Raw genomic sequence first — 12,740 nt, 5'->3', positions numbered from 1 at the left:
ACCGTCCCTTGTCCAACCCAACTCCTCAACCGGCCTCGCCGCCACGCGCCTTGCGTTGGGCGGTAGCCGGCTCGGCGGTCGTGATGATCGCCGCCGGCGGCCTGTTCTACTATGCCTCGCAGCTGGCAGCGACCAAGCGCCAGACCCACCAAGATGAAACCGTCGTGACCATTCACGGCCACGCCTGCGAACCCAACGCGCTGACTGTTGCGGCCGGGCGCGCGAGTTTTCGCATCATCAACCGCTCCGACCGCGCGGTGGAATGGGAGATCCTCGACGGCGTGCTGGTGGTCGAAGAACGCGAAAATATCGCGCCGGGCCTGAGCCAGGTGATCAATGCCAATCTGTTGCCCGGCGACTATGCAATTACCTGCGGCCTGTTAAGCAACCCGCGCGGCACCTTGCACGTAACGCCGACGGCGGCATCCGACGCCCAAGCCAAGGCCAAGCCGTCGATGGTGGCGTTTATCGGGCCGTTGTCGGAATTCCGTGTGTACCTGAGCAGCCAGGCCAGCGCTCTGATCAAGGCCACGACCGCCTTGCAACAAGCGATCGACGCCGGTGACCTGGCCCAGGCTCAGGCGCTGTATGTGCCGGCCCGCGAGGCTTATCAGCGTCTCGCCGCGGCGTCGCAACGCCTGGCGCAACTGGACAACGCGATCAACGCCCGCGCCGATTATTTCGAAAAACGCGAGCAGGACCCAGCCTTCAGCGGCTTCCACCGCCTCGAATACGGCCTGTTCCAGCAACGCAGCCTCGATGGCCTGGCCCCGCTGGCGCAGCGCCTGGTGAGCGACGTCGGCACCCTCAAACAACAATTGCTGGCGCAGTCGCTGCCACCGGAACAACTGGTGAGCATCGTGGTGCGCAACCTCAATAGCCTGGCCGACGTGCGCGCCGTCAGTGGCGAAGAGGAGCGCTACAGCCATATCGACCTGAACGGTTTCGCCGCCAACCTGGATGCCGCGCGCAAGGTGGTCGACCTGATGCGTCCGCTGCTGAGCAAGTCCGCCGCCGACCTGTTGCCAAACATCGACACGGCCCTCGCCGCGTTCGAGACGGCGCTCGATGGTTTGAAAGTCGACGGCCAATTCAGCCGCTACGACCGTGTTACCGCCGATCAGCGCAAGCAGATCGCCGACAAGGCCAAGGTACTGGCCGCCGCACTCGATGGAATCGACCCCGCCCTTGGCCTCTCCGGCCTACAGTGAAGACGACCGCATACATGAGTGATTTACCACCGTTAGACCTTCAACGCCGTCGCGTCCTGCTGGGCATGGCCGCCACCGGTGCCGCGCTTGCCGGCAGCACCTTGAGCTGCCCGGCCATGGCTGCTGCCGCCGAGCAAGTGACCACCGCCCCGCGCAGCGACAAGACCCAGGACCATCACGATTTTTTCGGCAAGCACCAAAGCGGCATCGTCACCCCGCGCCCGGCCTGCGGCATGCTGGTGGCCTTCGATGTCCTGGCTGCTGATCGCGACGACTTGGAGCGGCTGTTCCGCACCCTCAACGAGCGCATCAGCTTCCTGATGACCGGCGGCAGCGTGCCGCAGGTCGACCCGAAACTGCCGCCCACCGATTCGGGCATCCTCGGCCCGGTGGTTACGCCGGATAACCTGACCATCACCGTATCGGTCGGCGAATCGCTGTTCGATGAGCGTTTCGGCCTCAGCGCAGCCAAACCCAAGCGCCTGATCCGCATGGTCGGTTTCCCCAACGATGCGTTGGAAGCGGCGCAGTGCCACGGCGACCTGAGCCTGCAATTTTGCTCCAACACCCCGGACACCAATATCCACGCCCTGCGCGACATCGTGAAGAACCTGCCCGACCTGCTGCTGGTGCGCTGGAAGCAGGAAGGCAGCGTGCCGCCGCAGGCGCCCGCCCGCCCCGGCGAGCCTGCGCAGAGTGCGCGCAACTTCCTGGGCTTTCGTGACGGTTCGGCCAACCCGAATTCCAACGATGCCAAGACCATGGACCAAGTGGTCTGGGTGCAGCCCGGCAGTGACGAACCGGCCTGGGCGGCCAATGGCAGCTATCAGGCGGTGCGGATCATTCGCAATTTTGTCGAGCGTTGGGACCGCACGCCGCTGCAGGAACAGGAAAGCATCATCGGCCGCATCAAGCCCACCGGCGCGCCCATGGGTGGCCAGCACGAAGCCCAAGTGCCCGATTACAGCAAAGACCCGCAAGGCAAGCTAACCAAGCTCGATGCCCATATCCGCCTGGCCAACCCGCGCACCCCGCAGACCCAGGCCAACCTGATCCTGCGCCGGCCGTTCAACTACTCCAACGGCGTCAACAAAAACGGTCAGCTGGACATGGGGCTGCTGTTCATCTGCTACCAGGCCGACCTGGAAAAAGGTTTTATCAGCGTACAAACCCGGCTCAACGGCGAGCCCCTGGAGGAGTACCTCAAGCCAGTCGGCGGCGGGTATTTCTTCACCTTGCCGGGGGCAACGGGACCGAAGGATTTCATCGGGCGCACGCTACTTGCTGCAACGCACGTTCAACCCCCTGCCAACACTTAAAGCGGAAACTGTCCCATGAACAAGTCGACTCTCGCGCTGTCGCTGTTAATCACCCTCTCGCCCCTGGCGGCCTTCGCCGCCACGGCGCCGCTGGACCTGGTAGGCCCGGTGTCGGACTACAAGATCTACGTCACCGAACAAATCGCTGAGCTGGCGACCCAGACCCAGGCGTTCACCGACGCGGTGAAAAAAGGCGACCTGGCCACCGCCAAGCAGCTGTATGCGCCGACCCGTGTGCACTATGAAGCCATCGAACCGATCGCCGAGCTGTTCAGCGACCTCGACGCGGCCATCGACTCGCGGGTCGACGACCACGAAAAAGGCGTGAAGGCCGACGACTTCACCGGCTTTCACCGTATCGAGTACAGCCTGTTCGCCGAAAACACTACCCACGGCCTCGACGCCTTGGCCGACGGCCTGAACAACAACGTCAAGGACCTGCAGACGCGCGTGGCCGGCCTGACCTTCCCGCCGGAGAAAGTCGTGGGCGGCGCCGCAGCCCTGCTCGAAGAAGTCGCCGCCACCAAGATCTCCGGCGAGGAAGACCGCTACAGCCACACCGACCTGTATGACTTCCAGGGCAACATCGACGGCGCGAAGAAAATCGTCGACCTGTTCCGCGGCCAGATCGAGAAACAGGACACGGCCTTCCTGGCCAAGGTCGACAAGAACTTCGCCAGCGTGGACACGATCCTGGCCAAGTACAAGACGGCGGACGGCGGTTTCCAGACCTACGACAAGGTCAAGGAAAACGACCGCAAAGCCTTGGTCGGCCCGGTCAATACCCTGGCTGAAGACCTGTCGACCCTGCGCGGCAAACTGGGTTTGAACTGAGCCCTCTAGGTCTCGCTCAACGGTCGGTACCCTTCCAACGGCGTACCGACCGGCAAGCCGCTTTCAGGATTGGCCGCATACCAATGCGCGCCCATCTGCACCGCTCGAATGGGCACGCCTTGATGGTGCCCATTGTGCGTTGCCACCGCGCGATCTATTGCCGCGTGTACGCCGAAGAATGTGCGCAACTTTTCCTGCGCCGCGAGCATGTTCGCGAACGCCGACACGTTGGGCGCGCTGTTCAACGCGCGAGGCAAGGCGAGCACGCCTTTGGCACTGTTGACCAACAGATCGGCAGCGCCATCTACCGGATTCAAAAACGCGCTGACCACGCTCACGCCCTTTTCCAGCACGCGGAATGCCTTGGCGCCAAAAGGCGCGACGACCTTGGTGGATTTGACCAACGAGCGCACCGCCGTTCCCGCGCCACCTAGAAACGCACCGGCCGTATCGATCAACAAGCCCCGCGTACCCTCGATGATATTGCCCTTGGCCAGGTCCACGATGGCCCCGACAAACGGAATCATGCTCAGCAAAATACTGTCGTTGCGTTGCGACACTTCTCGTTGTTGCTCAAGGGGTAATTGGCCCTGGGCATACTTGAGCACACTGTCGCGGTGATGAATGAAATTGCCCTGCAGGATCCGGTCGACAATCGCTTGGCTGCGGGGCGATGCAAAGCTGTTGGGCACCGCCGCGCTCACGCGGCCATTCGCAGCCGCGGGAGCGGCCGGCAAGGTATCACCGAGCTTATCGATAATGATGCCGGCGGACGAAACGTCCGATCGCGGCAAGGCATCGGAGGTGTAGGCGGTGAAGTCGAACGGCTCCACTGCGCCGTTCTGCAACAGGACCGTCGAGGGCGCCCAACGTCCGTAGGTGCGCTGCGTCTCTTCGAGGGTGCCGCCCAGCACCAGTTGCTCGGGTAAGTCCGTGCGCTTAACGATCATCATCTTGGCCGGGAACACTTCAAAGTAGCTGATCTGCCCGTTGTAGTCACAGCGGATCAGCGTGCCTTTGCGCCCTCGTCGCGCTTCGACTTGCGCGGATGTCTGGTCCAGTGTGGGCACCCCGTCGATCTGTTCGCGCAGGGTAAACAGCTCGACGGCGCCATACTCCAGGGCCTGGCGATCAGCCAGGGGCAAGTTGGCGATCATGCGCTTGGTGGTAATGCCCAAGCCTTGCTTGAGGCTCGCCAGGTAGCCGTCGACTTCGCTCACCACTTGCCCCGGCAGGCTGGGCAAACGGTTGATCCTGGCATTCAGGGCGCGCACGTTTTTGACGATGGCGGCTTGTTCGGTGCGACTTGGGCGTGTATTTGAAAAGGGCGTTCTTGCAGCGCCAGTGGCGCCGGGAGTGTCAGCCTCCAGCAGCATCCAGCGGTCCCTGACCAGGTCGCCGGTCATATAGGTCTCGATCAGCGAACGGATCTTGGGTTCCGAGACCTTCATGTTGCGGCGCTCGTCCGGGTCCGCAACGTAGACCTGCAACGCTTGCAACTGGGGCCCGCTGAGTTCCGGGAACACCTTCTGCAGGTTCGCGACCGCCTGGTCCCGGCGTGTCGGCAGCGGCGTCTTGAACGCCATCAGGGCCTGCAGGAGTTGCTCGCGCTGGGCCTGAAAGGCTTCACTGGCCTGCTGGTAGTGCTGCGGTGTATAGCGACCGTCGGCGGTCTTGGCGTAAACCCCTTGCATCAAGCCCCAGTCCAGCAACACGTCGACGCCGTGGTTATCCAGCACTGCCGCCTCGTCCGCAGTGCGTGCATCCAGTCGGGCAAGCGCCATGATTTCCGGGTAACTCATCGCCCGCGAGCTGCCCGCGCCGCCTTGACGTTCGGCAAAGGTCACACCCAGGCGCAAATCCGCCCATTCCGCAGACCCCATGCGCAGCGTGGAAGGAACATCCCGAATCAGAAACTCAGGGGCGGCAGCGGCCAGAAACAGGTGGGCCAACAGGGGCGCGACCTTGGGGTCCAGTGAGGTTTTTTTCCACAGGTGCGTTTCGATATCCGTGCGTACCGAGGCCAGCGTCCGCCCATTGTTGGCAGGTTGGTAGATGTCATAGCCGGCAATGGTCCCGGGGCGTCCCGGGGCGTCGGGGTCGATTTGCAGCATGATGGCCGCCAGCACCCACTGCTTGGCTTCGAGCGTCGAGAGTTGATCGCTGCCGGACGCGCCCTGGAACTGGCGATTACGCGCCACGGCCCTGCCCCAGTTCAACGCCACAGGGCTGTTCAGGACCTGCTCGAGGAAGCGATCAGCGTCGGCGCGCAAGGTGCCTGCGCTGTTGAGAGCAAGCACCCCGCGGATATCCAGGACGCGCAGCAGGTTCACCGCAGGCTTGTTGCCAGGAGTATCGTCATCGCTCAACTCCGCCACGAAGCGTTTGTCGGCGTCGGACAAGACGCCAGGGGCCCACTGACGCGCGATCAACTGTGCATAGTCCCCCAGCGCCGGCGCTGGCGGCAGCGCAGCGTCGAGCCAGCGCAGGATATTGCGCACCTCCCGCGCCGTCTTCGGCACCGACAACCCATGGGACGCCAGCACCTCGCTGACCGCTGCCTGCTCGGCGCCGTCAATCGCCAGCGACGAGGTGCGGCTGATCGGCGTTTGCACGCCGGCCAGCAGCACCTCGTCTTCATCGGAGAGGTGCCGCACGCGCTCACTCAAGGTGCCCGCCAGATGCACGCGCTCGTCCATCACGTCGATGACTTTTCTAGCCCTCAGGTTGCGCTGCTCCAGGCGCCCCTTGACCTCCGGCGACAAGGCAGACCAATCCGCCGTCGAAAGTGCCTGGCGCACAGTCTGCAGTTCGTCGGCGGTGTGCGGCGGGGGAATACCATACCCCTGCAACACCGCGTTGCGAGACAAGCCTTCGCTCTCAGGATGCACATACGCAAGCCCGTTGCCGGCCACATCCAGGGCGGCAGCGGCGGCGCGCAGCCTGGCGCTGACCTGCCACCATCCCGAGGTGTCGTTCAAGGTGAAGGTCTTTTGTGTCGCTACCCCACTGTCGACGACCCAACCGCTGACCGAGTCGGGTTTGACCACGACGGTATCCAGGGCCATCCCTTTGCTGGCGACCCAGGCCCGCATCTCGGCGGTATTGAAGGCACTGCGCAGCGCCTCGAAGCCTGGACGAATCGTGGCGCCATGGGGAATCTGGACGCTCGAGTCCGCTAACTGACGCAGGGCCGAGGTGCTCAACGCCGTGTGTAACTGATGATCGGCATCCGCCGACGTGGCCGGGGCTGGCTGCAAGGTCCATGGCGGCGCCGCGCTGGCCGGTAGGTCGGATGGCGCCGCGCGCCGGTTGCGCACAACGGTTTCGGGGATGATGCTGCCAATCGGCGCCGGCGCGGCGCTCAGCGCCAGCGGAATTGGCGAACGGGCATGAAGGATTGGGGAGACGGGCGACATTTCTAGTTCCTCTCTACCAGTGAATGGCAAGAGTTCTTGTCCTTAAGAACTGTCGAGAGAAAACATACCCGCCTGGGCCAGCGCTGCGTGTAGGCGAACTCTCAAGGCTTTGAAGGCAGCAAGAGAGTTCGTTGCGCGATGCCCGTGTTACAGAATGCGATACAACAACCGCTCGATCCGCACGCGACTGACGCGGCGCAGGAACTTGCCGACTGCCTGCGGGTAATCCACCAGGGTCTGCAACTGCTGATAACCTTCGATGCGCGTGGTGTGCTGGAAAATCTGCGCCAGCTCGGTGCGCCGGGGTTCCAGCCACTCGCTCTTGGGGTCATCGATCAGCAAGGCGTTTTCCAGGTCAAGGCGGAACGCGCGTGGGTTGAGGTTGTTGCCGGTCAGCAACGTATAACGCTGGTCGACCCACATGCCTTTGAGGTGGTAGGTGTTGTCGCCGTCGCGCCACAGGTGCAGGTTCAACTGGCCGCTGTCGATCATCGGCTGATGGCGCTTGGCAAAGCGGCGCAGGCTGATTTCGTAGAGGTACGGCAAGGCCGCGATCACCTTGAACGGCTCGCTGGGCGAAATGTAGAAGTCGTTGGCGGTCTTGTCGCCGACAATGATGTCGATCTTCACCCCGCGCGCCAGGGCGCGGTTGATTTCCCGGGTCACCGGCAGCGGCAGGTTGAAGTATGGCGTGCAAATGGTCAGTTGATGCTGGGCGCTGGCGATCAGTTCGAGGATCACCCGGCTCAGGGGGTTGTTCTTACCGACACCGAGCAAGGGGCTGACAGACAGGTGGCCGTTGGGCAACTGGCCGCTGGTGGTGTCGTAGGCCGCGTGCTTGAGGCGGCTGCGCAGGTCGCCGATATCGTTGCGCAAGCTGCGGGTCGTCGGCGGGTTGGGCAAGTCGAGGCGATGCACGGCCTTGGAGGCCATCAGCCCGTGCTCCACCAGGTGTTGCATCGAATCCGCCAGCGGTGCGCTGTGGATCAGGTGGTAACGGTCGAAACGGTACTTGTCGAATTTGTGCAAATACACGTTGTTCAGGCTGGCGCCGCTGTACAGCACGCTGTCGTCGATCACAAAGCCCTTGAGGTGCAACACGCCGAACAGTTCGCGGGTCTGCACCGGCACGCCGTAGACCGGCACCTCGGTGGCATGGCTTTGGGTCATGGCCTGGTACCAGGCGCTGTTGCCCGGCTGTTTACCGGCGCCGATCAGCCCGCGCTGGGCGCGCAGCCAATCGACCAGCACCACGATGTCCAGCTCCGGGCGTGCGGCCTTGGCGGCGTGCAAGGCGTCGTAGATCTCCTGCCCCGCCTCGTCCTGCTGCAAGTACAGCGCGACGATATAGATGCGTTGGGTAGCCTGGGAAATTTTCTCCAGCAGGCAACGACGAAACGCAGCGGCGCCGGACAGCACCTCAATCGCCTCGGTGGAGAGTGGGAAAGCGCGCAGTTTGGGCAACAGGGAACGTTTGAAGAACGACGGCATAAGGCTCGCAATGGGTCGAATCCGAAGAGGCCCAGAGCTTACACCATGGGGGTGCTCAGGTCTCGTTGCCAGTCAGTGAAAAACCTTGTTGCGAAAGAAGAACGATCGTTCTACTGTATGACACATGAACGATATTACCCGCGACATTATCCTCGACGTCACCGAGAAGCTGATCTATCGCCACGGCATCGCCGCCACTGGCATGGACTTCCTGGTGAAAACCGCCGGTGTCTCCCGAAAGAGCATCTACCGCTATTTCGCCAATAAGGACGAACTGGTGATCGCGGCCCTGCAACGTCGCGACGCGCGCTGGATGCACTGGCTGCGGGCCGAGGTGGAACGCCGTGAAGACAGCGGCGAGCGCCTGCTCGCAGTGTTCGACGCGCTCAAGGCCTGGTTCGGTTCGGCGGACTTTCGCGGCTGCGCATTCATCAACACCAGCGGCGAAACCGGCGACCCGCAAGCCCCGGTACGCCTGCTGGCGAAGGCGCATAAACACAAACTCTTCGAGTACCTGCTCGAACTGTGTCAAGCCCATGGCACGCCCGAGCCGCAACGGCAGGCCGCGCAACTGCTGATCCTGATCGATGGCGCCATTACCGTGGCCCTGGTGACGGGCGATGCCATCGCGGCGGATACGGCGCAATCCATGGCACGAACGTTATTGGGGCTTTAACCCCACAGGTATCGCAACTTTCGATCAACCCTTATTGTTTTAAGGAGCCGCCCAATGTCATCCCCTGCAGAAACCCGCCCACCCCTGCCGCCGTTTACCCGCGAGTCGGCCATCGAAAAAGTCCGCCTGGCCGAAGACGGCTGGAACTCCCGCGACCCGCATCGGGTGTCCCTGGCCTACACCCTGGACACCAAGTGGCGTAACCGCGCTGAATTCGCCTACAACCGCGAACAAGCCAAAGACTTCCTCAGCCGCAAATGGGCCAAGGAGTTGGATTACCGGTTGATCAAGGAGTTGTGGGCGTTCAGCGATAACCGTATCGCGGTGCGCTATGCCTATGAGTGGCACGACGACTCGGGTAACTGGTTCCGTTCCTACGGCAACGAAAACTGGGAATTTGACCAGCACGGCCTGATGGCCAACCGTTTTGCCTGCATCAACGACATGCCGATCAAGGACAGCGAGCGCAAGTTCCATTGGCCGCTGGGGCGGCGTCCGGACGATCATCCGGGGCTGTCGGAGTTGGGACTCTAGCCTGTAGCCGCAAGCGTGAAGCTTGCGGCTTATTGCTCAATCCTGGTTCAAACCCACTCGGTACAACACCCCATCATCCTCATCGGTCAACACATACAAAAAGCCATCCGGTCCTTGCCGCACGTCGCGAATTCGCGCATTCAAGCCGCCGAGCAAGCGCTCTTCATGGATCGCCTTGTCGCCGTCGAACTGCAGGCGAATCAGCTCCTGGCTGGCCAGGGCGCCAATGAACAGATTGTGCTGCCATGCCTGGAAGCGGTCGGCATCGTAGAATGCCATGCCGCTGATCGCTGGGGATTTCTCCCACACATGGTGCGGCGCCACAGTACCGTCCACCACCTTGCCCTTGGCCTCGGGGATCGGTGTCAGCGAATAGTTGATGCCATGAGTCGCCATGGGCCAGCCGTAGTTCTTGCCGCGTTCGATGATGTTGATTTCATCTCCGCCACGCGGCCCGTGCTCGTTTTCCCAGAGCGTGCCGTTCCATGGGTTCAACGCCAGGCCCTGCGGATTGCGCTGGCCGTAGGACCAGATTTCGGGGCGCACACCCGGTTGCCCGACAAAGGGGTTGTCATCCGGCACGCGGCCGTCCGGGTAGATCCGCACCACCTTGCCTTGCAGCTTGTCGAGGTCCTGGGCGGTGGGCCGGTCGTTGTTTTCACCCAGGGTGACGAACAGGTAGCCGTCGCGGTCAAAGGCCAGGCGCGAGCCGAAATGATTGCCGGTGGAGAGCTTGGGCTCCTGGCGCAGGATCACCTTGAAGTCGCGCAAACCGCTCAGGTCATCCGCCAACCGCCCGCGACCGACCGCAGTGCCGGCTGTGCCGCCCTTGCCGCCGCCTTCGGCATATGACAAGTACACCAGGCGGTCCTGCTTGAAGTCCGGCGACAGCACCACATCGAGCAAACCACCCTGGCCCTTGGCCCAGACCTCAGGCACGCCGGTCAGCGGCGCCGACAATTTGCCATCCGGGCTGACGACCCGCAGGTGGCCGGGACGCTCGGTGACGAGGTAGCCCTGTTTGTCCGGTAAAAACGCCACGGCCCACGGATGATCCAGGCCTTTGGCGATCGGCGTGGCGCTGATGCTGCCTTGTTCGCTGGGAAACTGCTGGGCTTCGGCGGCATACAGCGTTGTCAGCGGCAATAAGGCGCTTGCGCAACATGCGGCAAGCAGGGTTTTGCGTAGAGACATAAGACGGGGTCCTTACCGGCGCTCAAGGCCGGCGATTGCCGTTGGCGTCAACCGTGGGGGCTTTGGTTTCCGTCGCCGGGCGGCTAGGCGCAGCCTGGCGTTGCGGATAGCGATTGCCGATGCCGCCGTTTTCCAGGGTCGGCGTGCGCGTGGTCGGCCCGGTCTGGATGCCGCGAATCGCCGGCGCACTGGGCTGGGTGCCCTGCATACTGTTGGGATTGGCCCGGTGGATCGGGCTATTGTTGGCGTCATTGCTGCCGGGCAGGTTTTGCGCCTGGGCACTGGCGCAAAGTGCCAGGCCTAGCGCCAACGCTGCAAGATGTCGCACACAGGTGATCATGACAAAGCCTCTTGGGACGAGGAGTACGTGCTTTCGATACCACGCTACGCTTTGGGTTCGCCTTTGGTAACTAAATAGTTTCTCATCAGATGTAACACGTTCTGTCCGAGCATCCGCGCACCGCAACTTCCACGCCAGCGATCGCACGGGTGCAAGGTGTGTAAAAAGCCAGCGAAAAGGCCTCTTGAGCCGACCAAGGTAGGGAGCACGATATGGCAAAGCCCCTGAGCGAATACAACCGCAAACGCGACTTCAAGATCACCACCGAACCTTCCGGCGCCGCGTCGGGCGCGCAACGCAATGCATCGGCGCTGACGTTCGTGATCCAGAAGCACGACGCACGCAATCTGCACTACGACTTGCGCCTTGAGCTCGATGGCGTGCTCAAGAGCTGGGCGGTGCCCAAGGGCCCCAGCCTCGACCCCAGCCAGAAACGCCTGGCGGTGCAAGTCGAAGACCACCCCTTGAGCTACGGCAGTTTCGAAGGCAGCATTCCGGCCGGCCAATACGGCGCCGGCGATGTGATCGTCTGGGACCGTGGCATTTGGCACCCCCACGACGATCCACAAACCGCCTACGCCGCCGGCAAACTGGAATTCACCCTGGCCGGCGAAAAACTCTCAGGCGATTGGGCCTTGGTACGCACCCACCTCAAAGGCAGCGGCGACAAGGAACGGTGGCTGCTGATCAAGGAAAACGACCGGCACGCCCGCCCGGCCAGCGACTACGACATCACCGAAGCCCAGCCGCAAAGCGTGCTCAGCGGTGCCTGCGTGGGGAACGCCAGGCCCACGCCCGCGCCGCAAAAGACCGCCGCGTCGGTCACCCTCGCCGGTGTGCAGATCACCCATGCCGAGCGCGTCATCGATCTCGCCAGCGGCACCCGCAAGCTGGAACTGGCGCAGTTTTACCAGAGCATCAGCGAATGGCTGCTGCCCTTCCTGCGTCACCGCCCCGTTTCCTTGCTGAGGGCGCCGGAGGGCATCGACGGCGAGCAATTTTTCCAGAAGCACTCGGAGCACCTGGCGATTCCCCATATCAAGCAACTGGACCAGCGCCTGGACCCTGACCATGCGCGCCTGATGCAGATCGACAGCCTCGCCGGCCTGATCGGTGCGGTGCAAATGGGTACCGTCGAACTGCACACCTGGGGTGCCACCTCGGACAAGATCGAAACCCCGGACCTGTTCGTCCTCGACCTCGACCCCGATCCGGCCTTGCCGTGGAAAGCCATGCTGGAGGCGGCGCAGTTGACCTTGTCGGTGCTCGACGAGTTGGGCCTGCAAGCCTTCGTCAAGACCAGCGGCGGCAAAGGCCTGCACCTGATGGTCCCGCTGGCGCGCCGCGATGATTGGGCCACCGTGAAAGCCTTCGCCAAAGCGATCGCCCAGTTCATGACTCAACGCCTGCCGGAACGCTTCACCGCCACCTCCGGGCTGAAGAATCGACAGGGCAAGATCTTCATCGATTACCTGCGTAACGCGCGCGGTGCCAGTACGGTGGCGGCCTATTCAGTGCGCGCACGCCCCGGCCTGCCGGTGTCGGTGCCGGTCAGTCGCGAGGAGTTGAAGGGGTTGCGCGGTGCCCAGCAGTGGACGGTCGCCAACCTGCAACAGCGGTTGCAGGGTTTGAAGGGCGACCCGTGGGCCGGTTATGCCAACAGGCAAAGGCTCAGCAAACAGATGTGGGACACGTTGGGCGCGACGCCACCGCAGTGAGTCG

General features: G+C 63.0%; 10 protein-coding genes. 6 read left to right on the top strand and 4 right to left on the bottom strand.

Annotated elements, in window-relative coordinates; translation table 11 throughout:
* Positions 1-8: 8 nt before the first annotated feature.
* Genes efeO (LQ249_RS14005) through efeO (LQ249_RS13995) form a run of 3 tightly spaced genes read left to right on the top strand, consistent with a single transcriptional unit; the run spans position 9 to position 3,364 of the window.
* Positions 9-1,211 (top strand): iron uptake system protein EfeO, encoded by a 1,203-nt coding sequence (efeO, locus tag LQ249_RS14005; protein ID WP_017847275.1) that lies wholly within the window; start codon positions 9-11, stop codon positions 1,209-1,211.
* A gap of 14 nt (positions 1,212-1,225) precedes the next feature.
* A complete protein-coding gene (gene efeB, locus LQ249_RS14000) occupies positions 1,226-2,530 on the top strand; it encodes an iron uptake transporter deferrochelatase/peroxidase subunit (RefSeq protein WP_046385265.1) in 1,305 nt (434 codons plus the stop codon).
* A gap of 15 nt (positions 2,531-2,545) precedes the next feature.
* A complete protein-coding gene (efeO, locus tag LQ249_RS13995; RefSeq protein WP_017847273.1) occupies positions 2,546-3,364 on the top strand; it encodes an iron uptake system protein EfeO in 819 nt (272 codons plus the stop codon).
* A gap of 5 nt (positions 3,365-3,369) precedes the next feature.
* On the opposite strand, the gene LQ249_RS13990 is transcribed toward efeO (LQ249_RS13995), so the two are convergent.
* Both LQ249_RS13990 and pssA read right to left on the bottom strand, forming a co-directional pair.
* Positions 3,370-6,783 carry a hypothetical protein gene (locus LQ249_RS13990; RefSeq protein WP_232566554.1) on the bottom strand — a complete coding sequence of 1,138 codons (3,414 nt, stop codon included), beginning with the start codon at positions 6,781-6,783 and terminating at the stop codon, positions 3,370-3,372.
* Positions 6,784-6,930: 147 nt separating this feature from the next.
* The gene (gene pssA / locus LQ249_RS13985; protein WP_017847271.1) at positions 6,931-8,274 is read right to left on the bottom strand and encodes a CDP-diacylglycerol--serine O-phosphatidyltransferase; all 1,344 of its coding nucleotides are present in this window, start codon (positions 8,272-8,274) and stop codon (positions 6,931-6,933) included.
* Between the two features lie 124 nt (positions 8,275-8,398).
* Between pssA and LQ249_RS13980 the strand changes: the two genes are divergently transcribed.
* Positions 8,399-8,950 (top strand): TetR/AcrR family transcriptional regulator, encoded by a 552-nt coding sequence (locus tag LQ249_RS13980; RefSeq protein WP_128191506.1) that lies wholly within the window; start codon positions 8,399-8,401, stop codon positions 8,948-8,950.
* A 54-nt stretch (positions 8,951-9,004) separates the two neighbouring features.
* Positions 9,005-9,484, top strand: a complete 480-nt coding sequence (locus tag LQ249_RS13975; RefSeq protein WP_046383231.1) for a nuclear transport factor 2 family protein — start codon at positions 9,005-9,007, stop codon at positions 9,482-9,484.
* 36 nt (positions 9,485-9,520) lie between these two features.
* Here LQ249_RS13975 and LQ249_RS13970 read toward each other — a convergent pair whose 3' ends face one another.
* Both LQ249_RS13970 and LQ249_RS13965 read right to left on the bottom strand, forming a co-directional pair.
* The gene (locus LQ249_RS13970; protein WP_128191507.1) at positions 9,521-10,678 is read right to left on the bottom strand and encodes a PQQ-dependent sugar dehydrogenase; all 1,158 of its coding nucleotides are present in this window, start codon (positions 10,676-10,678) and stop codon (positions 9,521-9,523) included.
* Positions 10,679-10,700: 22 nt separating this feature from the next.
* Positions 10,701-11,018, bottom strand: coding sequence for a hypothetical protein (locus LQ249_RS13965; protein WP_126589444.1), 318 nt, complete (start codon positions 11,016-11,018; stop codon positions 10,701-10,703).
* A 212-nt stretch (positions 11,019-11,230) separates the two neighbouring features.
* Here LQ249_RS13965 and ligD point away from each other — a divergent pair, with 212 nt between their 5' ends.
* Positions 11,231-12,736: a DNA ligase D gene (gene ligD / locus LQ249_RS13960; protein WP_232566553.1), complete on the top strand. Its 1,506-nt coding sequence runs from the start codon at positions 11,231-11,233 to the stop codon at positions 12,734-12,736.
* Positions 12,737-12,740: the final 4 nt, after the last annotated feature.

Source organism: Pseudomonas sp. 7-41, from assembly GCF_021233075.1.
In the GTDB taxonomy this organism is placed as follows: domain Bacteria; phylum Pseudomonadota; class Gammaproteobacteria; order Pseudomonadales; family Pseudomonadaceae; genus Aquipseudomonas; species Aquipseudomonas veronii.
The sequence above is the reverse complement of the archived record's forward strand: the minus strand, read 5'-3'. Positions and strand labels throughout refer to the sequence as shown.